The sequence below is a fragment of the Undibacterium sp. Ren11W genome, assembly GCF_049340485.1.
Taxonomy (GTDB): Bacteria; Pseudomonadota; Gammaproteobacteria; order Burkholderiales; family Burkholderiaceae_D; genus Undibacterium.
In genome coordinates this window covers 1,289,157-1,314,091 of the sequence record NZ_JBMPPB010000001.1, presented here as the reverse complement: position 1 = coordinate 1,314,091, position 24,935 = coordinate 1,289,157, and the positions used below count along the sequence as shown (strand labels likewise).

The following is a 24,935-nucleotide window of genomic DNA, read 5'->3' as shown; positions in this document are numbered from 1 at the left end:
CCCCCCCGCAGGAATAGCTATGAATAAAGAAATCGCCGAGAAAATTAACGAATTGATGTTGGAATGTAGCGGGAAATTTAACCAGTCAATTACTCTTGTGATGAACAATTGTTCTGACATTGAATTTAATAAATACCGTGATGCTATGAGCGAAATCATGACAGTGATGCTTTTGGATGTAATGAATCCGATTTATGAACAGCATCCAGATTTGAAACCAAGTGAACTTATTTAGTTATTCGGCTGAAAGAATCAAAAGGTCGTCGTTGCTTTATTTTTGAATGCTCAATCACTTTTTGTTTTATAAAATAAGAAAGCCACTCCCTCCGGTATCCCGGTGGCTTCTATTTTTAGCGGCTAAAAAGGAGGTTTATTTTTTTGTTTTAGCCGCTCACGGTTTGCCCGGTTTCTCGTCATGTTCTACAAATCCTATCGAACGTTTCTTCACTGGCTCAGATTCGGGCGGCGTCATCAATTCGCAAATTGCCTCATACACCGGCTTCAACTGCAGCGGCTTAAAGTTGCTTTGAGCTATTTTACATGTGGCTCTTATCGGTGCAGCGTTTAATATACAGTGAAAAATTAAATGTAACTTTCCATCCGTAACGGTGGCTAAAAAATTGATATTAAACGCTTTTTTAGTGCAAAACGAGGTTCAGGATTGGGCCGGTAAGTAACTTTTAAATGGGTATTTGTTGGTGCGTCTTCTAGCTATCGAGTAGGCTATTCAGTGCTTGATCAATCAAAATTCCCGAAATCGAGACTACCGGGGTAAGTCGTTCAATTCATAGCTGCTACTACGTCCGCCTGCATCGGTCTTGCGCAGCACGCCACGTACCAGTAAGTCGGTGATGTCACGTAGGGCAGTGTCGGGTGAACACTTAGCGATGGCTGCCCACTTGCTGCTGGTGAGCTTGCCTTCGAAGCCATCAAGCAATTTGTTGAGCAGCTTTACCTGACGCTCGTTCAATGGCGTGCTCGCCCATTGTTGCCAAAACCTTGTTTTAACCAACACTGCGTCGAGCGTGTGCTGCGCATGATTGACGGCACGGTGCAGGGTTTCTATGAACCAAGCCAACCACTCGGTAACATCCATAGACCGTTTCTGTGTCCGTTCTAGTATGTCGTAGTAGGCCGAGCGTTCCCGCTGAATCTGCGCTGACAGGCTGTAAAAACGCTGCGGGCTACCGTCTGCCCGTGCCAGTAGCAAATCACCGATGGCACGGGCAATACGACCGTTTCCGTCTTCAAATGGGTGCAAGGTAACGAACCACAGGTGACCAATTCCAGCCTTGATAAGGGGCGACTCGTTCTGCGTGTCGTTGAGCCAGTGAAGAAATCGGTGAGTTTCGGCTTCCAAATGGTCTGCAGGCGGCGCCTCGAAATGCACACGCTGGCGACCGATGGGGCCAGATACGACTTGCATGGGGCCGTTGGCATCGTTACGCCAAGTGGCGACATTGAGTTTGGATAAACCTGAGTACCCGGTTGGAAACAGCGCGGCATGCCAGCCGAACAAGCGCTGCCTGGTCACCGGCAGTTGGCAGTTTACGGTGGCATCGAGCACCATTTCAACCACGCCCTCGACATGTCTATCCAATGGGGCGAGAGCGCCGATGTCCACGCCTAAGCGTCGGGCGATGGATGATCGCACCGATTCTACGCTGAGGGTCTCGCCCTCGATTTCGCTGGTTTTGACGACCTCCTCGGTTAGCGCGGCCAGGCAGGCCTGATCTCTTAACGCCATGCCGACATCAGTCAGACGCCCGATCAATAAACCTTGGGCGCGACTGACCTCGGCCATTGGTTGAGCCAGTGCTGCAAGATCAAAATGCCAGTTCGGCCAGTCTTTGTCCTGCCAGATGTATTTGTAATCACCGCTATTCATGCGGAGATTATGAGCCGCATTCTCCGCATGCGCAAGTTATTTACCGCATCCAATGCGGTGATAAAGAATAAGATTCACCGCAAGGAGTGCGTTAGCTTAAAGTGCCACAGAAGCTGAGATATTTGTCGCGATAACTGAGATTTTTGCCGTGATAGTTGAGGCTATAAAATCGTGAAAGGTCGGCCTTATGGCCGACCTTTTCTTTTGGATGAGCTATTTGATGGGTTTTTGGTTTAACAAATGAGCTAATACGTTGCTCTTTTTTGTCCAAAGCGTGATGGTCGACGGTGCAACCCCTAGTGTTTCCTCGATCTGCTTTCTATTGTTTCCTATATTCGCTAAGGTAATAGCTTCTTTTATACGCTGTGTTGAAAGTCCGCCTACGCCGCGGACGCCAGGCTGCGCTTGCGCCTCACATTCCAACCATTTTTCAAAACATAGAACCCTATATGAGAGCATGCCGTCACCGGTTTCAAACAAATTTAATTTTTCTCGGATGGCATCCACCATGTCGATATACGTCGAGTTAAAAATTTGCATCCCGCCAAATAACTCTTGGACATGTGGCGATTTTTTTAAAGCCTCTCGCAGCATCCAAATTACTAGCTCATCCCACGTAAAATAAGTCGGAAGCATAATTTCTGCGACCTTTAGGATCTGTTCTATATTGGCAGCAGAGGCATTGATACGTACTTTACCTATACCTATCTAATAACCGTAAGCTTGGGCCACGGGGCCATCAACGAATCCTAATCTTTGCGCAATGTCATAGGCTCTCTTTCCGACTCGGTAGTTCGATGCTTGTTTTGATTTTGTTCTCCCAACGTCACTCGCGTCCGCTTGGCTGTGGTCCGCGCAAAATCGATTTCTGGGCAGCGTTCTACGCGGGCAAAATACGCATTTGTGCGTGTCGCGTAAGGCGATAGATCCGCAACCAATCAAACCTAATCCCCATATCAATTTATTGAAATCTGTTCGTCCACCGTTAGATTCGCGATACAAGGCGATTCCTCGCAGAAGGATGGAGGACACATTTTCGGGGTTTATTGGATGTCGTTTTTCTGTTGGAGCGATCTCATAGTCTGATTGTAGATCAAAACAATTTAATGGATGGATCAAACTATTCCAGGTGCAAACAAAGACTCTACACACATGCCTCTGCTGTTGACCCGCATTGAAAAATGATCAAAGGTCAATTTTGGTTGCACGTCAACGTGAGCAAGACCCCACAAAATGCTGACAAAAATATTATCAAAACTGATAATATGTCAACATTGCCGCAAAACCAATTAATTTCTCTACCGCAATCCACTTAATGACCCATCAAGAACTCAATAACAATGCCTTTTTCTGGGCATTGCAAGGCCTGTGCGCGCTGCATCGTAAGCCTTTCTCCGTCGAACTAGCCCAGCAACAACTCGCTGCCCCTTATACCAATCACTCTCTGGTTACTGCGCTGACAAACTATGGTCTTAGTGCGCAGACCCGGCCATGCAAGAGCACCAAGTTGCATAAAGAAGCTTTTCCGCTACTGGTCTGGTTAAAAGTACAGGCACCCGCGCAAGAGACTGAACAACTCACCATCGCACCAGAGCAATTAGCGCCGGCGCTGATCCTGCAAGCCGATGGCGTGCATGTGCTGGTAGTAGAAAATACCGATACCACGCCGCGCACCATTACGCTGGCCGAATTAAACCTGCGTTACACCGGCCAGATCACCCGCGTCACGCCGCTGGCTGATCCCGGTCTGGATGCCGACAGCGCCCAGCAAGAACAGCAAGCACGGCGCTTTGGCTTTAGCTGGTTCATCCCGGAATTACTCAAGTACAAAAAGCTCTGGCAAGAAATCTTGTTGGCCTCCCTGGTCATCCAACTGATCGCTCTCGCCACGCCTTTGTTTACCCAGGCGATTATCGACAAAGTGGTGGTGCACCGTACCCAAAGCACCCTGATCGTGATTGCGATCGGTATGCTGGTTTTCATGATCTTCTCGGCGGGTCTGTCGTGGTTGCGTCAGTATCTGGTACTGCATACCGGCAACCGGGTTGATGCGGTACTCGGCTCGGCCGTGTTTGAACGTCTGTTTAAACTTCCGCCTTTGTATTTTCAGCACCGCTCTACCGGCGTTATCGCCGCCCGCATGCACGGGGTAGAAACCATACGCGAATTCATCGCCAGTGCCGCCGTCACCTTGATCTTAGATTTACCCTTTCTGCTGATCTTTGTCGCCATTATGTTTTACTACAGCGTGACCTTGACTCTGATCGTGTTGGCGATACTGGCGGTGATCGTTACGCTCAGCGCCATCGTCGCCCCCTTGTTTCAGACTCTGTTGCAGCAACAGTTTCAACTGGGCGCGCGCAATCAGGCGTTTTTGACTGAATATATAGTCGGCCTGGAAACCGTCAAATCCTTGCAACTAGAACCCCAGCTCAATAGCAAATACAGCGGCTATCTGGCCAGTTATCTCAAAGCCGGTTTTTCGACCAAACAACTGGCCAATACCTATAACACGGTCTCGAATCTGCTAGAGCAAATCATGACGCTGCTGATTTTAGCGATTGGTGCCTACACCGTCATGCACAGCACAGAATTTACTATCGGTATGCTGGTCGCCTTTCAGATGTTCTCTGGCCGCCTGTCGCAACCTATGCTCAGGTTAGTCGGGCTATGGCAGCAATTCCAGCAAGCCAGTCTCTCGGTAGACCGCTTGGGCGACTTGATGAATGCGCCGGTAGAACCTTATTCCCTGATACCGACCCGCGACACCAAAAAAGTCGGCAACATCGAGATCGATAACATCGCCTTCAAATATGCCGAACACCTGCCGCTAGTTTATGAAAACCTCAGCTTGGCGATACAGCCAGGGCAGACCATAGGCATCATGGGGCCGTCCGGTTGCGGTAAAAGCACGCTGGCTAAACTGCTGCAAGGCTTTTACCAGCCCAGCGCCGGTCGCATCTTGATCGACGGGGTTGATATCCGCTATCTGAGCGCCAATGAGTTACGCAGCTACTTCGGTGTGGTGCCGCAAGAGACCACGCTGTTCTCCGGCACCATCTACGACAATCTGCAAATGGCCAGCCCCGACGCCAGCTTTGAGCAAATCACTACCGCCTGCAAGATGGCCGAGATCCACAGCGCCATAGAAGCACTGCCGCAAGGCTACCAGACCGAAATCGGCGAACGCGGTGCCGGCCTCTCTGGTGGGCAAAAGCAGCGCATCGCGATTGCCCGCGCCTTGCTCAAGCGCCCCAGCATCTTAGTCTTCGACGAAGCCACCAGCGCCTTAGATGCAGCCACGGCCGAGCACTTCGCCCACACCATCAATAGCTTACGCGGCAAGGTCACCATGCTGTTCATCACACACGGCTTACCAAAAGGCTTGCAGGTAGATGCAATTTACCGCCTAGGGCAAAACGGCGCACAACGCGTGGCCTTGGCACCGGCTGTGACCGCCGCATAAGAAATAAGAAAAACAAAAAAGCAAACGCTATGACCCAAACAAGCCCAAACCACACAAACGCAACACCACCGCAAGCCACCGCCCAAGTCATCCCGCTACGCCCACCCAGTCGCTGGCATGACCCTTTGCAGCTGATACAAAACAATCCGCCCAGCCAGACTGGCCGTATCGTGCTGTGGTCAGTCTCTATCTTGGTATTCATCATGATCATCTGGGCCGCGCTCGGCAAGCTAGACATCATCGCCACTGCCGAAGGTAAGTTAGTGCCGCAAACCTTAGTCAAGATCGTGCAACCGGCCGAGGCCGGGGTCGTTAAAGAATTACTCGTGAATGAAGGCGATAGCGTCAAAGCAGGCCAGGTCTTGGCCAAGTTAGATACCACCGTCGCCAGTGCCGACAAGACCGGCATCAGCAACGATCTGCAAGCGCAGCGCATGCAAGAGCGCCGTGTCAGCGCCGAACTGAGCGAGCAACCCATGCTAGGCAAAGCCGCTGACGACGCTATTCTGTTTGGCCAAATCCACAACCAATATCTGGCGCACCGCAAAGCCATGCAGGACAGTCTGGAGCAAGAACAGGCCCTGCTACAAAAAGCCGAACACGAGCGTAAAAGCGCGACAGAAATTCTCAGCAAACTAGAGCAAACCCTGCCCAGCTACAAAAAGACCGCCGACGCCTATGGCAAGCTAGAGAAAGAAGGCTTCTTCGGCAATCTGGCCGCTGCAGAAAAGCAGCGCGACGCCATAGAAAAAGGCAAGGATCTCGATGCCCAACAAGCGAGCGTGGCCGCCCTCAATGCCACCATTCTGGCGCAACAAAAAAAGCTCAGCCAGATCCGCAGCAATTACCAGTCCGAGCTACAAAAAGAGCTAGCCGATATCCGCCAAAAGATCGCGCAACTGCAACCGTCTTTAGACAAAAGCCAGTACAAAGAAGGCTTGATGGAACTCAAAGCCCCGCAAGACGGCATCATCAAAGACTTGGCAACGACAACGGTGGGCGCGGTAGTCCAACCGGGCAGCGTAGTCATGACCCTGGTGCCGAAAGACGAGCTCTTATATGCCGACGTCAACATCAAGAATGAAGACGTAGGCTTTACCCAGATCGGCCAAAAAGTACAGATTAAGCTCGCCACCTACCCGTTCCAGCGCTACGGCATGCTGACCGGCAAACTGACCCACCTGAGCGCCGACGCCACCGAACTCAACAAGGGCAATCCGCCCAACAGCAATGCCAACAACGCCAACAGCGGCACCACCGACAACAGCAACCCAGCGACCAGTATCGCCACCTACAAAGCGCGCATACAGCTAGACCATCAAACCCTGTTAGACGCACAAGGCAACAAACTCTTGATCGCACCCGGCATGCAAGTGGTGGCCGAGATTAATCAGGGAAAACGCACCGTACTGGAATACCTGCTCTCGCCAGTGCAGAAAGCAGTTAGTGAGGCGGGGCGCGAGCGTTGATGAAAATAAAAAAGCACCTGGCCCAGCGCGCATAGCCCATGCGCCTTCCAGGCCAGAGTGGCTGGAGAACCGCATGGAATATGCGCGCTGGGCTAGGTGTGTTTTGGGATTTGAAGGAAGTAAACGAGATGTCTATTTTGTTGAGTGATGAATGGAAACGGGAAAATGAAAAATAAATTAATTGGTATTTTGACGGTGAAAAATGAAGGCTTGCTGAACCCTTTGGTTGGTGTTCCTTTAGCTCTGATCTTATGTTTAAGTTTATTTTCAGGCCAGAGTAACGCAGACGGTATTGCCAAGATAGTGCCAAAAGAAGTGCCAGTTGTTGCGCCTGGCGTATTGAGTCTGATCGCGGGAAGCATAGATGGGCCAGGCGCAGATGACGGTATCGGCTTGAATGCGCAATTCGGGTTAGCACAAAGTCCTGGAGTAGGGGTCAATCCTAAAGGCATCACTTCAGACGTTGCAGGTAATTTGTATGTAGCCGATTCGCCCAATCACACTATCCGTAAAATCACACCTAAAGGAGTAGTTACCACCATTGCAGGCAAAGCCGGCAACCCTGGTAGTGCGGATGGACTTGCATTAGACGCGCGATTCAACTTTCCGACTGGTATCGTTATCGACGCCAAAGGTGCGCTTTACGTTACCGATTCTGCCAATTACACCGTGCGCAAAATCAGTTCGTCGGGCATGGTCACCACACTGGCTGGTACTGCCGGTATGCTGGGGTGGGCGGATGGCACAGGCTCTGTTGCTCGCTTCCGTCGCCCAATTGGCATTACCGTGAATGCGCAAGGCGATGTTTATGTGACGGATGCCGCTAACTACTGCGTCCGTAAGATCACGCCAAACGGTATTGTCACTACCCTCGCAGGTAGACCGGGCAGAAGTGAGTATGTCGATGCGACAGGTTCAAAGGCGCGCTTTGGTTATGCCAAGGGTGTGACGGTAGACGCCAATGGTATTTTGTATGTGGCTGATGGTAGCAATGACGCCATACGCCGCATTACTCCTGACGGTGTAGTCACTAGCTTAAAGCTCACTCCTACAGCAGATAGCACGGGCTCTTTTTCCTTGACGAAAATATCCAGCCCAGATGGCATTGCAATTGATAAAAACGGTAACCTTTATGTCTCTAGCATGCGCGTCCTCAACAAGATCGATAAAGATGGCGTAGTAACGGTGCTGGGCGGGCAGGAAGACATTGCGTACCAAGATCGATACAGAGATGGCCCTGGAGCCACAGCAAGTTTTAACGCGGCTGGCAATGTGACCTTTGATCAGGCTGGAAATTTATATCTTACCGACGATCAGTTCATCCGTAAGATTACTGCGCAAGGCGATGTCATGACGATTGCCGGGCAATCAGAAAAAACAGGTAAAACGGACGGCGTCGGTGCGGCAGCGCGCTTTAATAATCCCATCGGCCTCGCAAGGGATAAACAAGGTAATTTATATGTCGCTGACAGAGAAAATGGTCTTGTGCGAAAGATCGATGCTAACGGTGTCGTCAGTACGATAGCCGGTACCACGGATGACAAGGAAGTCGAGCATAGAGACGGCACTGCCCTATCGGCGAAGTTCTATGCAATGGCAGAGGTTGCGCTGAACTCCAAAGACGATCTCTTTGTTGCTGATATGGATAATCATGTGATCCGTAAAATTAGCAAGGCTGGTGAAGTGACTACCATCGCTGGCACTGTTGGAAAAAAAGGCGATGTGGATGGCATAGGCACATTGGCCAAATTTCATCGTCCCGCGCGCTTGGTGATAGATAGAGCGGGCAATCTTTATACCAATTCAAACGAGAAAATCCGCAAGATCGACACCACGGGTGTGGTCAGTACTGTTGCAGGTTGCGAAGATAGCTTCAGCCGTCGGATGGAAGGGAACAAAGATGGCATAGGTCGTGAGGTGTGTTTTGAAATGATCAGGAGTATGGCGATAGACAAATTAGATAATTTGTATGTGATTGATGATAATTTCATCCGTAAAATTAGCCCAGCCGGGCTAGTGACGACCCTAGGAAATTACGCCGATGTATTTCTCAATGCGGATAACAACGGTTATACCGCCCCACCAGACAGGCTGGTAGTTGACGAGCAAGAGAATGTATATTTTTTTGTCCATCACACCATACGTAAGTTAACGCCGTCTGGCATGCTCACCACCGTAGCGGGTGTAGCGGGTCTCTCTGGCAATAAATTGGGTAGATTGGGGCTACTTGATAAGGTTCACAGTCTAGTCATGTTGGGGCCAAAAACACTTGCGCTAACCAGTGGTAACGCAATACTCAAACTGACCTTGCCTTAAAACCAAAGGGGTCAGCCTCGCATTCTTTTCCCAATCAAATCTAAAACTAAACCATGCCACGTCGCCCACGCATTAAATTAGCGGGAATTCCGCAGCATCTTGTACAACGAGGCGTTAATCGAGAGGCCTGCTTTTTTGCCGATGAAGATTATCAGTGTTATCTCCATTGGTTATTTAAGGCAGCTGTCGATTGGCGTTGTCAGGTGCACGCCTATGTCCTCATGACTAACCATGTGCATCTGCTTGTTACGCCAGCGACACCGGATGGATTAGCCAAACTGATGCAATCGGTGGGGCGACGCTATGTGCAATATGTGAATCGTTTTTATAAGCGCAGCGGCACTTTATGGGAGGGACGTTTTAAATCCAGCCTGGTGCAAACCGAAGACTATTTTTTACTCTGTCAGCGTTACATAGAACTCAATCCTGTCAGAGCCAACATGGTGGAAGACCCTGGGCACTACAGATGGTCCAGCTACCGGCATCACGCTTTAGGACAGCGCGATACGAGATTGCATCCGCATCAGCAGTATCTGGCGTTAGGAAGAGAGGCAGATGGACGGCAAGCAGCCTACCGGGATTTATTCAGAGCACAACTAGATGACGCAGCCATCAGCGATTTGCGACTCGCATTACAGCAAGGACAAGCAGTGGGAAGTGAAAAATTTAAAGAAGCGATGAGTGTGGCTAGCGGAGTAAGGCGAACGCAAACTAAGCGCGGAAGGCCAGCGAAGCTTGTAGCTGAATCGATCGTAAAAGATGCGCAAACGGATTTTGGATTTTAACTTTAATTGTATGGAGGTTTAAATGAATTTGAGTGCTGGTGCTGTCAAACGGAATGCGATGCTGACCCCTTTGGGTCAGACCCCTTTGGGTCAGATTCGGTCGGAAGTGAAAAATTTAAAGAGGCGATGAGTGTGGCTAGCGGAGTAAGGCGAACGCAAACTAAGCGCGGAAGGCCAGCGAAACTTGTAACTGAATCGGTCGTAAAAGATGCGCAAACGGATTTTGGATTTTAACTTTAATTGTATGGAGGTTTAAATGAATTTGAGTGCTGGTGCTTTCAAGCGGAATGCGATGCTGCCCTTTGGTTCGTTGGTTTCGCCTTTGGTTTCCGAATTCAGGAACCTATCATGGTTTGCGTTGGTTTGGCCCCCTTTGGTTTGGAGACTGATATGGATTTGAATGCAGGAAAAGGTATTGTTAAGCTGCCCCGTTTGATTACAGCTAACGATAAAGATTATGTAATTACACTGAAAAGGAAATCAGCATGAGCACGACACCTATGAAGACACGTAGCAAATTTTTATTGTCGCTTGTTGCGGTAACGCTAGCTCTAGCAGCGTACTACTTATTACGTGACAACAGTTTGCGTTTTAAAGAAGAGGTGCAGCTTGCCTCTGGCGAGATCATTCAAGTTGCCCGTGCCTTCAAGACGGAAGCTTTCAGTGAACTAGGCGGGCCTGGCGGTTGGGAAGCAAAATTTAATAGTATGGTCATCATCAAACCAGTTCGCGCAGATAACCCACCGATGTGGCAATCAGATGCAGGCTTGATTCCTATCTTGTTCGATCAAGATAGCCAAACTAAAGAATGGTTTGTCGTTACGACGTTTTATTCCTGTGAGGCTTGGTACCAATTAGGACGTCCAAAATTGCCCTATGCCGAATTTAGGTTGCGCAATGGGCAGTGGTTATCCGTCCCGTTTTCTCCACTTCATATCGGCAGGGCGGCCAACGTATTAACGAGAATTAGTAACAAAAAGGAACTGCCGTTGCATACGTTGGCGACTAAACGTGAGCGTATGAGTGACCCACGAACTGCTGACGAATATATAAAAATCGTAGATCACTGGTCCACAGGTTGCTGAAATAATTATCCATTTAAAATTGACCAACTTAGAGAGAATTTAATATGCCTACCAAAGAAGAATACGCCCAACTATCCACCCGCGTCTATTTGCGAACAGGAAAAAACCGTACTCCGATTGCCGACGGCTGGAGCGAAGTCGCTTACACCGGAAATGCCAGCTTGTCGGGTTTTTCCGCCGGCATCTATCAAAACGGTAGTGAGATCGTCATTGCTTATACTGGTACGAATGAAAAACAAGCGGCAGATTTTGTACTTGGCAATATCCCGATTGGGCTCGGCCTTCCTTCTGCGCAGGTAACCGAGGCGATGCTTTTGTATTTCGAAACCAAGGCGAAATACCCTGCTGCGAATATCACTTTTACAGGCCACTCTCTGGGTGGCGGCTTAGCTTCATTGATGGCAATGTTTTTCAATAAAGAGGCAACGATTTTCGATCCGGCGCCATTTGAGATTACCGCACGTAATATGGCGACACTTGGGTTTTATCAGATAGAAATGACGCGCCGAGGCCTTTCTGATGATGCGTTTAACGATTACACGCGAGACGCGTCAGGCACACTATTTAATCAGCGTGAACTAAAAATCAAAGGATACTCATTAGAGAGTGAAATTTTGGAACCTTTACGAGCCGCCTCTGCAACTATAGAAGGCTCCCACGAAGTTACTCCTATCGGCCGGCAAACTTTGTTAGAAGTCGGACCGACTGGTTTGCCCGGTGCAATGATTAGCTTGCATTCGATGACCTTGTTGACCGAGATGTTGATGTCAGAAAAATTTCGGGATATGGTAAAAAATACCCCGGACTCGCTAAAGCAATTTTTTGATACAGAACTTTATGCGACTGATCCACAATATTCAGCAGATATGAATTTTCTAGATGGCTTATTGATCGCAGAAATGGGGAATAAAGCCGCCAAAATACTGGATAAGTTTGCCGATGAGATCGGTAAATTTAAAGGTGATGCTGGTGTGGCGCAAACACAGCTTAAAAAGGAATTGATTATTGTCGTGATGGAGTATTTCTATAAAAAAGGAACGGACGCGAATAGCATCTTCAAAATAGAAACCGGCACCCTCAATTTCAAATACAGCGACATAGGCGCCACCAGCTACAAATCCCTGCCGCTGTTGGCCAAAGCCGTCAAAGAATTACTCAGCACCGCAGAAAAACCTTATGCCGATCAGCTGATTAAACAAAACGCCTGGCACATCCAGCAAGGCACGGATGCGATGAACTGGACTGCCGATGGCACGCCACAAAACGATGCCGCAATCGGTGGCACTGGTGTCGACGTGATGGATGGCGGCGCAGGGATAGATATGCTGATCGGCGGTGCTGCTGGTGATGTGCTGACGGGCGGCACCGGCAATGACATATTGATGGGCGGGCTGGGTGATGATATTTACTTGTTTAAATCAGGCGATGGTTCGGATCTGATCGTCGATACCGACGGACTCGGACGTATTAAATATGATGGTCTGTTGCTCGCCGGTGGTAACGCGGTCGGCACCACCGGCAAGGCCTGGCAAGAAAAAAATGGAGGGAAGACCTTTAACTATCTTCTCACCGACTGGACAGAAAATGGGGAGACCTTCAAGCGGCTCTCGATCCAAGGCCCGGACGGCGGCATGATCATCAAGCGTTGGGAGCCGGGGCAACTGGGGATCACATTCAAGGAAGCCCAAGCAGTGAAGGAAGATAGGACTATTCTCGGTGATCTTGCACCTATAGAGGACGCTGGTGCCGGCAGCGATGACTTAGGTAATCCGCTCACGAATGGAAGTGCTGCTGGCAGGAACGACTACCTGCGCGATGGCGCCGGTAACGACCTGATCAGGGGCCTGGGCGGCGATGATCAAATTCTTGCTTCACGCGGTGGTGATGACCAGATCTATGGCGGTACAGGAAATGATGCAATTTCCGGTGGCGACGGTAACGATCAAATTTACGGTGAAGATAACAACGATTTGCTCTCTGGAGGCGAGGGAAATGACCTGCTTGATGGTGGTGTAGGTGACGACATACTCTACGGCGACAATGGCGACGATATTTTACAACTCGGCAGCGGGCGTGATCGCGCCTTTGGCGAAAACGGTAGTGACTTTCTCATCGCCAGCGATGTGCCGGGGCAAGCGGTGGCTAACGTCTATTTAGATGGCAATGCCGGAAATGATAGCTTAATAGGAGCAGGAGGTAGTGACCTGTTGCTGGGCGGACGCGGTGAAGATTATCTGGTGGGGGGCGCCGGTAACGATTTTCTGTTTGGTGATACCTCGACTAAGTACACCAGTACTGTTCAGATAGACTGGTCGGTGAGCGTGTCAGAATCGGGATTGTTCAGCATATATCATTGGAAATACGATACTACTGACGGCACGATGGTATCGTTGGCTGATGATTCAGGCTATTTCTCTAGCGTCAATGGTGTCGGCGAGGACGATGTCTTGGATGGTGGTTCTGGTGACGACTGGTTGCTGGGTGGTGGCGGTGACGACAGGCTCTATGGTGGTGATGGGAACGACGTAATGCATGCTGGACGTGGCATGGATTTCCTTGATGGTGAAGCTGGTGATGATAGAGTTGTTGGCAATGGAGGTGACGATATTCTCTACGGTGGCGAGGGGAATGACACTTTGAGCGGCGACGGCAGCTCTTCACCTGCCGATCAAGATGGGCGCGACCAACTCTACGGCGGAGACGGTGACGACAGATTATTCGGTGATGGCGGCGACGATCAATTAATTGGCGGTAGTGGCGACGACGAAATGCAAGGCGACAATACTAATTTGTCTGGCGAACGGCATGGCGCGGACACACTTCTTGGCGGTTTGGGGAAGGATCTTTTGATCGGCCAGGGCGGTAGCGACACGCTGTACGGCGGAGATGGCGATGACGAATTGCAAGGGGATAGTGGATCTGGCGCGTTGGATGCCAGTTTCCATGGCGATGACGTTTTGGATGGCGGTGACGGTAACGATGCGTTGCTTGGACAAGGCGGCCGCGACACGCTGATCGGTGGCGCAGGCGACGATGTTCTTTATGGTGATGGCGGCGATGGCGATACTTTGGCAGCCAACTATCAAGGCGACGACCTGCTTGACGGCGGATCGGGAAATGACAGCCTCTATGGCGGTGGTGGCAAAGACAGTCTGCAAGGCGGTGCGGGGAATGATTATTTGGACGGCGGTGCTGGTGCCGACTATATGGCCGGCGGTGAGGGCGAGGATAATTATGTGGTCGATGATGAGGGCGACGTGATTATTGAAACCGACGGTGCTGGCAGTGAGGCTGCGAATGCGGCTCCCATGAGCACCCCTAACGCAACCAGCATTGATAATGTCAATGCCAGTGTCAGTTATACCCTCGGTGCCAACTTAGAAAACTTATGGCTTAAGGGCTCGGCGTCTATCAATGGTAGCGGCAATGAACTCAATAATTTAATGTCTGGCAATAGCGGCGTTAATATCCTGAGTGGTGGCGCGGGTAACGATACGCTCGATGGTGGCGCTGGTGCCGACACTTTAATCGGCGGTAGCGGCAACGATTATTACGTGGTCGATAATACCGGCGATATTTTGTTAGAAAATGTCGGTGAAGGGATGGATTACGTACAAACTTCGGTGAGTTTTACGCTATCCGAGAATCTTGAAAAATTAGAGGCGATTGGTAGCGCTGCGATTAATCTGACAGGTAATGCCTTAGCCAATGGCTTGTTTGGTAATGGCGCGAATAATATTTTCACAGGCGCTGCCGGCAATGATTATTTGATGGGTGCTGGCGGTGACGATGTGTATGTATTTAATCGTGGTGACGGCAATGACACTATCGATAATACCGATTTTTCGCATGATAGCGCCCATCCAGAACTGCTGGCGGCGATCGATGTGCTGCGTTTTGGTGCCGGCATTTCCGATACTGATGTGACGGCTTATCGGTCCGGTGACGATTTGGTTTTAAAAATCAAGGGTAGCAACGATCAAGTTGGGGTTCTGGGTTATTACGCGGAGGAGGTGCTCAAAGGCACTATAACGTCGGATCAGAAAATTGACCGGGTTGAGTTCGCCAATGGCATGGTGTGGGACCAGGCCAGGATACAAAGCATTATTGCTCTAGGTGAGGGCAATAATGGACCTGGGGGGAATCTGCCGTCGTTGAATTTGCACGCAATTCCAAACAAATATTTTAGTTATACCTTACCTCTCGATGCTTTCATCGACGCGGATCAGGGTGATACGATTGCTTACAGCGTAAAAATGAGCAACGGTTCAGCCTTACCGGATTGGCTCAATTTTGATGCCGCAAGCAGAACCGTCAGCGGCACGCCAGCTGAGGGGCATGATGGTTATCTCGATATGGTGTTTTGGGGTAGGGATAACTATGGTTTAGAGGCTGCCATCAATGCCACTTTAGAAGTTGGCGCAAACCATGCACCCACATTAGGCGGGCCTATTCCTGATATTGAAGTATCGCGTGGCGAAATCATTTCCTATACGTTGTCGTCATGGGTATTTGTCGATCAAGATAGAGCCGACATTTTGACGTATAGCGCTACCTTGGCTGACGGTAGCGCTTTGCCATCCTGGTTGAGTTTTAATGCGCTGACCAGGAAGTTTTCCGGCGCGGCACCTGAGTTGGGGCGCACGAGCGTGCAGGTAGTCGCGCGTGATAACGATGGCTTAACGGTCGCAGATACTTTTGATTTCGTCGTGTTAAGTGGCGAGCTACCGGGCACGGCAGGCGACGATGTGTTGATCGGCAGAGCTAGAGCCGACATCATCGATGGTGGAACAGGTAACGACACTATTTCGGGCGGTGACGGAGATGATGTGATTGATGGCGGTGCGGGTAACGATACCTTGGATGGTGGTAACGGAAATAACACTTACCGCTTTGGGGCTGGATTCGGGAATGATACGATTTCCAGTACAAGATATAGCTATGAAGATGGTACCGATGTCGTGGTATTCGCAAACCAGTATCAAGAGAATAATTTATTCTTCAGCAGATTTGCTAACTCCGCAGATTTAACATTTGGCTTTAGTCTGTCCACTGATAGCGTCACCATCCGCAATTTCTTTAGCTGGAATTCAGGCGGCATTAGTTCCTTGGTGTTTGACGGTGGCTCGACCTGGAGCTTGGATAAAATCAATGCCCAATATATCAATCAATTGATTGCCGGCGCCAGTGCAGGTGATGTGCGATCGGAGAAGTATATTTACGGTACAGCCTCTAGTGATGTGTTGATTGGGGATGGGAGTGATCAAGACTTGGAGGGAAGTGGTGGTGACGATGTTTTGGTCGGTGGAGCTGGGAGTGACATCTATTTTGGCGGGGATGGTGCCGATACCTTTGCCTTGGAGGGAGGGGGGGGAGATCAAGTTTGGGATTTTGGTTCAGGCGACACGGTTCAGTTATGGAATGGTGTGAAACTGGCTGATTTGGTATTCAAAAAAAGTTTTTCTTGGCTCAGTGATTTTGTCATAATCCGTAGAAATACGAATGATCAAGTGGAATTTGATCTGGATTCGGATTCGGGAATAGGCTACAGAAGGCATTTGCCGAGTAAAGGAGTTATCCGTTTATCGGATGGCACTAAATTAACCTCCGAGATGATTATCGCAGCTGCGTTGAGAAATTCTGATGGTGATGATGTCATCAGTAACTTTACTCCTGACGGTAGGGAAATGCTTGGATTAGCAGGCAATGACATCATAGAAGGTGGCTATGGTGACGATATACTCGACGGCGGAACGGGCAATGACCTGCTTATAGGGTTCAGTGGTTTCGATACTTATCGATTCGGGCGTGGTTATGGGATCGATACTGTCGATAATTCCCCATTTCAACGTTCTGGCGTTCAAGCGGCTCAAGGTAACGGTCGAAAAATGGAGGGGCGCATCGAGATGCTTGATTTGCGGCCGGACGACGTCACCTTAAATAAAGATAGCCTAGGAAACTTGCTGATCAGCATAAAGGGAAGCACCGATCAGCTAATCGTAGATAATTACCTGCGCTATATCAATAATGAAGATGCTATTATCGATTATTGCGTGAAAGAAATCGCCTTCGCCAATGGCATAGTCTGGAGCCCGTCAGACGTGCTGGCTCTACTCAAGCAAAGCTGGCTGGGTTATGACGATCTGTTACCGGGCGATGCGCAAGTGAATCATTTGAATGGCACGGCAAGTCGCGAACTGCTGCGCGGTTTCGACGGTGATGATCAATTGCTTGCAGGCGATGGCGATGACAGGTTGGAAGGCGGACTTGGGAAAGACTACCTGTCGGGTGAGCAAGGTAATGATGTCTATTTTTTCAATCGCGGTGATGGCCAGGATACGATAGACAATACGGACATTCTCGCTGCCGTCGACATCTTGTTGTTTGGTGCCGGGATTGCCGAGTCGGACGTGCAGGCCTTCCGCTCTGGCAATAACTGGTTCTTTAAGATCAAAGGGTCTACAGACCAGATCGCTCTCGTCAATTACTACGCTGCCGATACAACCATCAATGGGGAAGCTGCCGACCACAAGATCGACAAGCTGGAATTTAGCAATGGCGCGGTATGGAATCAGGCGATGATACAAACGGTGGTCGATCGTGCGACTAACAATCGTGCTCCGACTGTTGTCAGCTATTTGCCTACCTTGCAAGCGAAAGCGAATAGCGTATTTAGCTATACGGTAGCAGCAAACACCATTACTGATCCTGATAGCTGGGATTCGATTACCTATAGCTTCAAGATGAAAGATGGTTCCGCCTTGCCAGCGTGGCTTAACTTTGATGCGAGTACCCGTGTCTTCTCCGGTACTCCGGGTGCGGGCAATGTTGGCACACTTTCGCTCACATTGTGGGGCACGGATAACTATGGTTCTTCTGCAGGTGAATATGTCACGATGAACATAGGTGCTGCTAACCGCGCACCAGTGCTTGCTACGGCTTTGCCAGACCAGGCCGTTGGTCAAGGTGCGCTATTTAGCTACACCGTATCAAGCGCAGCTTTTACTGATCCCGATACTGGTGATGTTCTTACTTATAGCGCAACGCAGGCAGATGGTTCAGCGTTACCATCGTGGTTGACGTTTAATGCTAATACGCGTGTATTTAGCGGCACGCCGACCAGCACTGGTACTGTCAGTATAAAAGTGGTCGCAAAAGATAGTAGTAACCTAGCCGCAACTGACATTTTTGATGTGGTCGTTAGCCTTCAAAATCTGAGCTTGAATGGCACTGCCAATGCCGACACACTTACCGGCGGTGCTGGTAACGATACCTTGAATGGTCTGGCAGGAAATGACATCTTAATTGGTGGCGCCGGAAACGATACGCTCAATGGTGGTGCCGGTAACGACACCATGACGGGTGGCACAGGCGACGATATCTATGTCCTTGATAGTGCCAGTGATGTGGTGAACGAGCTTGCCAACGAAGGTAGCGATACTGTCCAAAGCGCGATAAATTACACCCTAGGTGCCAGCTCCAACTTAGAAAATCTTACCCTAACCGGCACAGCTGCCTCCGGTACTGGCAATAGCCTCGCCAATATCATCATAGGTAATAGCAGCGCGAATATCTTGGATGGCGGTGCCGGCGTCGATACTCTAATCGGCGGCGCTGGCAATGACATTTACGTGGTTGATAACAGCGCCGATGTAGTGAGCGAGAATCTCAACGAAGGCACCGATCTGGTGAATAGCTCAGCCATTTATACCCTGAGCGCAAACCTGGAGAATCTTACTTTAACTGGCACATCAGCTATCAATGGCACAGGTAATGCGCTGGCCAACACCATCACCGGCAATAGCGGCAACAATATCCTGGACGGTGGCGCGGGCATTGATAGCTTGATCGGTGGCGCTGGTAACGACATCTATCTGGTGGATAACACGGTGGATGTAGTGACCGAAGTTGCCAGTGGCGGGACTGATCTGGTGCAGGCATGGGCAAATTACACTTTGTCGAATGAGGTGGAGAATTTGAGCTTGATGGGTACGGCCGCCATTAACGGCACAGGGAACAACTTGGTCAATATCCTGAGCGGCAATAGCGGCAATAATATTCTCGATGGTGGTGCCGGTGCCGATACCATGATCGGTGGGGCAGGTAATGACAGCTACCTGGTCGATAGCAGCAGTGATATCGTGACCGAGAACGCAGGGGAAGGCAGTGATCAAGTGCAGTCTTCCGCTACTTACGCCCTCTCGGCGAACATCGAAGCGCTCTTCCTCACCGGTACTGGCAGTATCAACGGTACTGGCAATGCGATAGACAATCTACTGGTGGGAAACAGCGGCATCAACACATTAAATGGAGCGGCAGGCAACGACATTCTGCAAGGTGCTGCCGGTGTCGATACCTTAACTGATACGCTAGGCAATAACGTGCTCGATGGTGGTGCCGGTAACGACATCATCACGGCTGGTGTGGGCAATGATTTTATTCTCGGTGGCACCGGTAACGACACTATCACGACAGGCCAGGGTGTGGATGTGATCGCCTTTAACCGTGGCGATGGCATGGATATCGTCAACGCCAGCACCATCAAAGACAATAGCCTGTCTTTGGGCAAAGGCATCAAGTATGCAGATCTGTTGTTTAAAAAGTCGGCCAATGATTTGATTCTGGTCACTGGTGCCAGCGAGCAGATTACCGTTAAAGATTGGTATGCCAACAGCGCCAACCATAGTATCGCCAATCTTCAAATCGTCATCGAAGGAACGAGCGACTATGTGGCAGCGTCGACCAATAAGCTCAATAACAAGAAGATAGAACAGTTCAACTTTGATGGCCTGGTAACTAAATTTGATCAAGCCAGGGCTGCCACGCCTTCCATTACAAGTTGGGCACTGTCTGCGTCTTTGCTGGAGTTTTATTTGGCAGGTAGCGATACCGCCGCCATCGGTGGTGATCTGGCGTATCAGTATGCGAAGAACGGCAATTTATCGAGTTTCTCTGCCATGCCTGCGCAAAGCTTGTTAGCTAGCCCGCAGTTTGGAAATGCCCAGGGCCTGCAGAATGTGGCTGCTTTGCAGGATGCATCACCGCGCTTGATGTAAGTTGGTAGCTAGCCTCGGCTTAGGCTGGGGCTAGTTGATCGCGATCCATAAAGCAAGTGGCATATATGTAATTAGTTTGCCCTACTACTGCCTGTTTTACATTCAGAAGTGACTAGTTCAGAATGTCTCATCTCCTTTGGCAAGATTAAGGAAAATCTCATCTTTCGTGGCCGTCAGTCTCACCTTAGGTGGCAAATTTGCTTGAAAAGCTCAATTCTGCGCTATTCTGGTCTCAACTTCTATGGCACTTTACGTCCGGCAGTCCGCAACAACAGACTGCTGTTGCAACCAGCTTTTAATACCAGTTTACAGGAGATAACTGACCGGAGGTGACGTCCAGATGTTTATACACTGGGACGCCACTCCAATCGGTAAGATTGAAAACAGTATTGGAGTCACTCAGTTTTCTGACCTCGACAGCGAAGATGCTCAGTGGTGTTTTTGGCGCGCATACGCTTGGCGCTACCGATGGGCGAACAAAATAGACTGCGCTTTCCGTCGTCGTCGACACATTGCTCACGCGTGTCGCGGTGACTGGATTTCCGTTGCCATTTCCCTGAACCAGCAAGGCCGTTTCAACACTGATACCTATACCGCGCGCGGTCATGTTGCCGCTGGAGGCCGCAGGGAGCACCCCACCATTACAGCCTAGCGTGCCGCTTGGTTTTGTCGTCGGTGCAACGATCCTGGAAATGAAAGTAATAAAGCGGCCCATGCGATCTCGACTGTCGAAGTGAGAATCAAAAATCAGATTTGCCAGTGTTGGTGGTGCCAAAAAGCCGCCCTGCAAACTCAAAGGATTTGGGTCGAATGTAATGTCCTTGTAGTAAGGGTCAAGCATCGATTGTTCCGACGTGGCAGAGTTATACAGCGCCGAATAATCGAATTGTCCGAGCACTGCAAGACCGGCGCTTGTACCACCTAACGGAACATTTTTATTCATCAGCGTTTTTAAGGTTTGTTCGAGTGCTGTACCTTTCCAGAAGCGGATGTAATGACTCTGGTCGCCGCCCGCAATAAAGACAACATTGGCCCTGGAAAGGATGGCATTGACGGCGGGACTGTTGGCCGCTTTTACACTGGGAACAACCAGCGTCTCAACCGATGTCACACCAAGAGACGCGCCACCAACCCACAAGTCGGAGACCGTGGTCGACGTCGTCAAGGCGTCATCGCTATAGTAGATATAGGGGTTATAGGCCTCTGTGCCAGTTGCCCGTATCACGACAACTCGTCCGCCGGTGCCCGGCGCAATGCCGGCACGCTTGATCAACCAGCGAAAAGCCGGGTCAACGTCAGGACCGCCGCCCATCAGGACAAATGACGGCGTAGGAAGGGACGATGGCGCAGTGACCACAGCATTGATGTCACCTGTTGCGAAATAGGAATACAGCGGGATCGGTTTTGCGGTCTCAAATGTTGCGTCTGCAAATGCTGAAGTAGTGGACACAAACGGCGCCAGGATAAGCACGAACATCCCTTGCTGAAAAAAACGTGCGAATGAGTGGAAGAAAGAGCGTGTTGACATTGTGTAACTCCGGTAATGATCCATGGGTAGATAATCAATTTTGGACGAACAATCAATTGGTAAAATAAATTTTATTGAAATATTTTCTATCAACATTGTTAACTATATAATAAATTGGTTTCACTGAAATTGTTTTACTTAGCTGATCTACCCTAATCTCTGCAGAAGTGCGGCGCAGCCCAGTTTTGCGGCAGAGTTCGCCCGCATGCCGGGTTTTTTACTGACGGATGAAGGATGAAGAATGAAAACGATGATGAATGTAATGGACATACGGCGCTTATTAATGATCGTTGTCGCCGCTATGGCAATGGAGTTTGGTGTGGCGCAGGCAAACCACATAAGCACGGGTAGTCCGATTGGGATGATCACCCGGCAGGCTTCTGCGCAGAGTGAGTTACAAGTAGATGTGACGGGTATTCTTGACGACGACGAAAGAGGCGCGGCTAGCAACATCCTTCTGGATTTTTACGTCGGCGCCAGCGCATTCATTACCAGTCTCAAGTGGGACGTTAATGTGACAAGCTACGATGGAAGCTATTTGTCCGAGATGAAAGTTACGTTTGGCGATACGCTAGGGAACGGCGTAACTTTTACACCTGGCAATGGCGATGATTTTTCCGGCACTACATACTACGCTGGATTTCAGGATTTAAGCGATCTGGGACAACAGTTCCAGTTGGGTATAGATGGCATTTTGCGCCTTGAATTTCATGATGGTTATAAGGACCTTGCCTTTGATGAGCCCGAAGGAATTTGGAATTTCGGTAAGCTGAACTTTGGTATCGCTGAAGTGCCTGAGCCGCCGACCTATGCCATGATAGCGGTCGGTTTGCTATTGCTGGCAGGTGTTGTCCGGCGGCGTCACGGCCACCATGCTCGCCTCGCTGGCCTTGGTTGAAGCGGCTGGAAGAACCAAAATAAAAGCGAATCAATTCCATGCAGGGAATGATCAAGCGTCGATTGTCGGGCAAGTCAAGCATTACGCAGTACGATTGTGTGCAATGCATGTGCCAAGGATGTTCTGCCATTGGCAATAAAAAACCACGTTCATCCAGGTTCAATCCGGCTTTGATCAGATGGGTAGTTGATCTGTCTATATGCAGATTCAAAAAATACTCTATTTCGTATTCCGGCCTGACAGCGAGTTTGCCGTTGCACCAGATATCGCCAACACGCAACATCGGCAACGTGCCGACTGAAATCCATACTTTGCGTTGAAATTTTGCGGGAGTGGTTGCGTCTGGGGAAAGCAATACCGATGGGTCATCTTGGTGGCGATCGTCAATGACGCGCGACAAATGAACTAGAACTGAGGGTTGTGTGCGGCGTATTAACCGGTTCGGAAAGGCAATCTCTCCGAACCAGTCAATTTTCCAATTTTTTCCATCTTTTGGGAGGGCTAATATTGTAGATAAGTGTTTGAAATTTATAGAGTTATTGTCAAAATTAGTGCTTGTTACACTATTGATTTTTCTCACTAACTACTAAATTTTCTCATTATCTATTCACTTTTCACAGGGATAAAGGTTTTGCGATTAATTGATCAGCAGGATATTGCTCGAATTGTGCAGGCGTTTGCACCAATCCACCGGCTAACCACGTTTGGTACTGGTCTGGCTCTAAATGACGATCATCCGTTTTTCATCACCTGGCTTATGAAAACGGGTCATCACTACATGCCCATCGGCATTGATGGTGATCATGGAAAAAGAAAACATCGGTTTGCCATCGACACCATCGGCCTTCCACTCCCAGATGCCCGCTATCCCCATGGGTCTGTCCTTGGCGTGACGCACTTCCCACCAGACCGATTTACCAGTTTCGTAGCAAGGCTCATAAAATGACTCTGCCGGCACAATACAAAATTGCTTTTGCTTCCAGGCATAGCGAAATGAGGGTTTGCTATCGACAGTTTCGGCTCGGGCGTTATACGTACTCTTCGCCAATTTCATATCGGCCCAGTGCGGCACGATGCCGAAACAGGCCGGCACGACTTCCATGCCCGTATGGGCACGCTCAGCGATGATGATGGGCGCAAATGCACCGGCAAAGATCCGATTAGGCCGGTCGTCCATGACATCAAAGTGCACAGCGAAATGCTCTTCGTTTTTCTCCCTCCGGCCGGGCGTATAGTTCGAGCACATGGACTTTTCCTATCATTCTCAGATAGGGGAAATATAGTCTATTTTGAGGTCATGCAGGCATGAGGAAGGTCAAGCAATTTATTGAAATGCGTCATTTGCATTTCTATCTGCCAAGGTTGCATCCGTCCTACCAGACTAAAATCGTAGACATAGATTTTTTTGAGGCAATAAGTATCTTGGAAAATGTGATATGGCTCGCCAAGAGCGCCTATGGCGACTCCATTTCTAGATGATCGAGATATTCTACCTACATTCAACCTCAGAGGTGCTGCGTGGATTTAACTGCAAATTTTTCTAACAATTTAAGTTATTTACACCGAATCTCAAAATTCTTATTCCGATATTTTTTTTCAATAACCGTAGTCACGGTGCATTCAGAGACAGCATCGTCGATACGCTTAGAGAGGGACACCGTGTTTTGCTCATATCCGCAAGTAAGCCATTTCCCCTGGGGATACTCACCTTCAAAACGCCAGGTTTCAGAATCATTCTTTACATACTTTGAGCTGACCTCAGGTTTGAGGTGTGCCATTTTTTCAGGAGCGGCCTGCATAAACCCCACCCCGCTCAACCGCAGATGTGAACCAACAAACGGCGTCCATCCATCAGCAGAATAGCTAAACTGTAAATGTGATGAGTCGACTTTTCCTGGACAAGTGAACTGCTGCTCAACCGCAAGCGCAGAAACCGAACATGCGCCAACACTCAAGGCCAAAGCTATGCGCATTATTGATGACAAACTATTTCTTCGCATATATTCACTATTCAATAATTGAGAATGCGTCTGCATTGTCGCTAGACTGGCGATATGTGCCATCTTTATTCTTACCCAAGAAGAGAATATAGCGCTTAGAAACCAAGGGCTTATTCGAACCATTCCATTGATCCATAATATACATACCACCGGCATCTTGCCCCATATAAAAGGCAGCATGATTACCATGCTTACTGCTCAAATACTTACCATCGACAAAGGTCGCGATAGCGGTACCGACCACAATCATTGTATTACGCTTCACTTCTTTGCCTTCGCGCCAGGTTGATGTTTGACCCGCTCTGGCATAATGTTTTACCAAATCAACGCATTCACCAGTACCAACTCGTGCGGTCTTCTCAAGGTCTGCAACTTTCGCATAAATATAGGCCATATCTCTTTCCACTCTTAGGTATCGACAACACTTGCCGACTAAACTTCGTT

Annotated in this window: 14 protein-coding genes; 8 read left to right on the top strand and 6 right to left on the bottom strand. The window is 49.4% G+C overall.

Annotation, left to right across the window (positions count from 1 at the left end; translation table 11 throughout):
- Positions 1 to 19 precede the first annotated feature (19 nt).
- A complete protein-coding gene (locus ACO0K8_RS05850) occupies positions 20 to 235 on the top strand; it encodes a hypothetical protein (protein ID WP_422945678.1) in 216 nt (71 codons plus the stop codon).
- A gap of 528 nt (positions 236 to 763) precedes the next feature.
- Here ACO0K8_RS05850 and ACO0K8_RS05845 read toward each other — a convergent pair.
- Both ACO0K8_RS05845 and ACO0K8_RS05840 read right to left on the bottom strand, forming a co-directional pair.
- Positions 764 to 1,888, bottom strand: coding sequence for a Fic family protein (locus ACO0K8_RS05845; protein ID WP_422945677.1), 1,125 nt, complete (start codon positions 1,886 to 1,888; stop codon positions 764 to 766).
- A 213-nt stretch (positions 1,889 to 2,101) separates the two neighbouring features.
- A complete protein-coding gene (locus tag ACO0K8_RS05840) occupies positions 2,102 to 2,524 on the bottom strand; it encodes a hypothetical protein (protein WP_422945676.1) in 423 nt (140 codons plus the stop codon).
- A gap of 679 nt (positions 2,525 to 3,203) precedes the next feature.
- Between ACO0K8_RS05840 and ACO0K8_RS05835 the strand changes: the two genes are divergently transcribed.
- The 6 genes from ACO0K8_RS05835 to ACO0K8_RS05810 all read left to right on the top strand — a co-directional run bounded on the left by ACO0K8_RS05835 (position 3,204) and on the right by ACO0K8_RS05810 (position 20,065).
- Entirely contained in the window at positions 3,204 to 5,354 is a 2,151-nt protein-coding gene (locus ACO0K8_RS05835; RefSeq protein WP_422945675.1) for a peptidase domain-containing ABC transporter, read from the top strand.
- Positions 5,355 to 5,383: 29 nt separating this feature from the next.
- Positions 5,384 to 6,823: an HlyD family type I secretion periplasmic adaptor subunit gene (locus ACO0K8_RS05830; RefSeq protein WP_422945674.1), complete on the top strand. Its 1,440-nt coding sequence runs from the start codon at positions 5,384 to 5,386 to the stop codon at positions 6,821 to 6,823.
- Between the two features lie 165 nt (positions 6,824 to 6,988).
- Positions 6,989 to 9,139, top strand: a complete 2,151-nt coding sequence (locus tag ACO0K8_RS05825; RefSeq protein WP_422945673.1) for a hypothetical protein — start codon at positions 6,989 to 6,991, stop codon at positions 9,137 to 9,139.
- Positions 9,140 to 9,192: 53 nt separating this feature from the next.
- On the top strand, positions 9,193 to 9,924 hold the full coding sequence (locus ACO0K8_RS05820; protein WP_422945672.1) for a transposase: 732 nt from the start codon (positions 9,193 to 9,195) through the stop codon (positions 9,922 to 9,924).
- A 485-nt stretch (positions 9,925 to 10,409) separates the two neighbouring features.
- Positions 10,410 to 11,009 (top strand): hypothetical protein, encoded by a 600-nt coding sequence (locus ACO0K8_RS05815; protein ID WP_422945671.1) that lies wholly within the window; start codon positions 10,410 to 10,412, stop codon positions 11,007 to 11,009.
- Between the two features lie 44 nt (positions 11,010 to 11,053).
- On the top strand, positions 11,054 to 20,065 hold the full coding sequence (locus ACO0K8_RS05810; protein ID WP_422945670.1) for a putative Ig domain-containing protein: 9,012 nt from the start codon (positions 11,054 to 11,056) through the stop codon (positions 20,063 to 20,065).
- Positions 20,066 to 20,360: 295 nt separating this feature from the next.
- Here ACO0K8_RS05810 and ACO0K8_RS05805 read toward each other — a convergent pair whose 3' ends face one another.
- A complete protein-coding gene (locus ACO0K8_RS05805; RefSeq protein ID WP_422945669.1) occupies positions 20,361 to 21,593 on the bottom strand; it encodes a cyanophycinase in 1,233 nt (410 codons plus the stop codon).
- Between the two features lie 241 nt (positions 21,594 to 21,834).
- Here ACO0K8_RS05805 and ACO0K8_RS05800 point away from each other — a divergent pair, with 241 nt between their 5' ends.
- Complete coding sequence (locus tag ACO0K8_RS05800; protein WP_422945668.1) at positions 21,835 to 22,491, top strand: PEP-CTERM sorting domain-containing protein; 657 nt, start codon at positions 21,835 to 21,837, stop codon at positions 22,489 to 22,491.
- A 721-nt stretch (positions 22,492 to 23,212) separates the two neighbouring features.
- Here the strand turns inward: ACO0K8_RS05800 and ACO0K8_RS05795 are convergent.
- From ACO0K8_RS05795 to ACO0K8_RS05785, 3 genes are all read right to left on the bottom strand, one after another.
- A complete protein-coding gene (locus ACO0K8_RS05795; RefSeq protein WP_422945667.1) occupies positions 23,213 to 23,737 on the bottom strand; it encodes an SOS response-associated peptidase in 525 nt (174 codons plus the stop codon).
- Positions 23,738 to 24,044: 307 nt separating this feature from the next.
- Positions 24,045 to 24,554 carry an STY0301 family protein gene (locus tag ACO0K8_RS05790; RefSeq protein ID WP_422945666.1) on the bottom strand — a complete coding sequence of 170 codons (510 nt, stop codon included), beginning with the start codon at positions 24,552 to 24,554 and terminating at the stop codon, positions 24,045 to 24,047.
- On the bottom strand, positions 24,499 to 24,885 hold the full coding sequence (locus tag ACO0K8_RS05785) for a BPSL0067 family protein (RefSeq protein ID WP_422945665.1): 387 nt from the start codon (positions 24,883 to 24,885) through the stop codon (positions 24,499 to 24,501). Before ACO0K8_RS05785 ends, ACO0K8_RS05790 begins: the two co-directional genes overlap by 56 nt.
- Positions 24,886 to 24,935 lie beyond the last annotated feature (50 nt).

Excerpts from the sequence above, each read along its gene's own strand:
- ACO0K8_RS05850 (WP_422945678.1), top strand. The coding sequence starts at position 20 with ATGAATAAAGAAATCGCCGAGAAAATTAACGAATTGATGTTGGAATGT.
- ACO0K8_RS05845 (WP_422945677.1), bottom strand. The coding sequence starts at position 1,888 with ATGAATAGCGGTGATTACAAATACATCTGGCAGGACAAAGACTGGCCG.
- ACO0K8_RS05840 (WP_422945676.1), bottom strand. The coding sequence starts at position 2,524 with ATGCTTCCGACTTATTTTACGTGGGATGAGCTAGTAATTTGGATGCTG.
- ACO0K8_RS05835 (WP_422945675.1), top strand. The coding sequence starts at position 3,204 with ATGACCCATCAAGAACTCAATAACAATGCCTTTTTCTGGGCATTGCAA.
- ACO0K8_RS05830 (WP_422945674.1), top strand. The coding sequence starts at position 5,384 with ATGACCCAAACAAGCCCAAACCACACAAACGCAACACCACCGCAAGCC.
- ACO0K8_RS05825 (WP_422945673.1), top strand. The coding sequence starts at position 6,989 with ATGAAAAATAAATTAATTGGTATTTTGACGGTGAAAAATGAAGGCTTG.
- ACO0K8_RS05820 (WP_422945672.1), top strand. The coding sequence starts at position 9,193 with ATGCCACGTCGCCCACGCATTAAATTAGCGGGAATTCCGCAGCATCTT.
- ACO0K8_RS05815 (WP_422945671.1), top strand. The coding sequence starts at position 10,410 with ATGAGCACGACACCTATGAAGACACGTAGCAAATTTTTATTGTCGCTT.
- ACO0K8_RS05810 (WP_422945670.1), top strand. The coding sequence starts at position 11,054 with ATGCCTACCAAAGAAGAATACGCCCAACTATCCACCCGCGTCTATTTG.
- ACO0K8_RS05805 (WP_422945669.1), bottom strand. The coding sequence starts at position 21,593 with ATGTCAACACGCTCTTTCTTCCACTCATTCGCACGTTTTTTTCAGCAA.
- ACO0K8_RS05800 (WP_422945668.1), top strand. The coding sequence starts at position 21,835 with ATGAAAACGATGATGAATGTAATGGACATACGGCGCTTATTAATGATC.
- ACO0K8_RS05795 (WP_422945667.1), bottom strand. The coding sequence starts at position 23,737 with ATGTGCTCGAACTATACGCCCGGCCGGAGGGAGAAAAACGAAGAGCAT.
- ACO0K8_RS05790 (WP_422945666.1), bottom strand. The coding sequence starts at position 24,554 with ATGGCACATATCGCCAGTCTAGCGACAATGCAGACGCATTCTCAATTA.
- ACO0K8_RS05785 (WP_422945665.1), bottom strand. The coding sequence starts at position 24,885 with ATGGCCTATATTTATGCGAAAGTTGCAGACCTTGAGAAGACCGCACGA.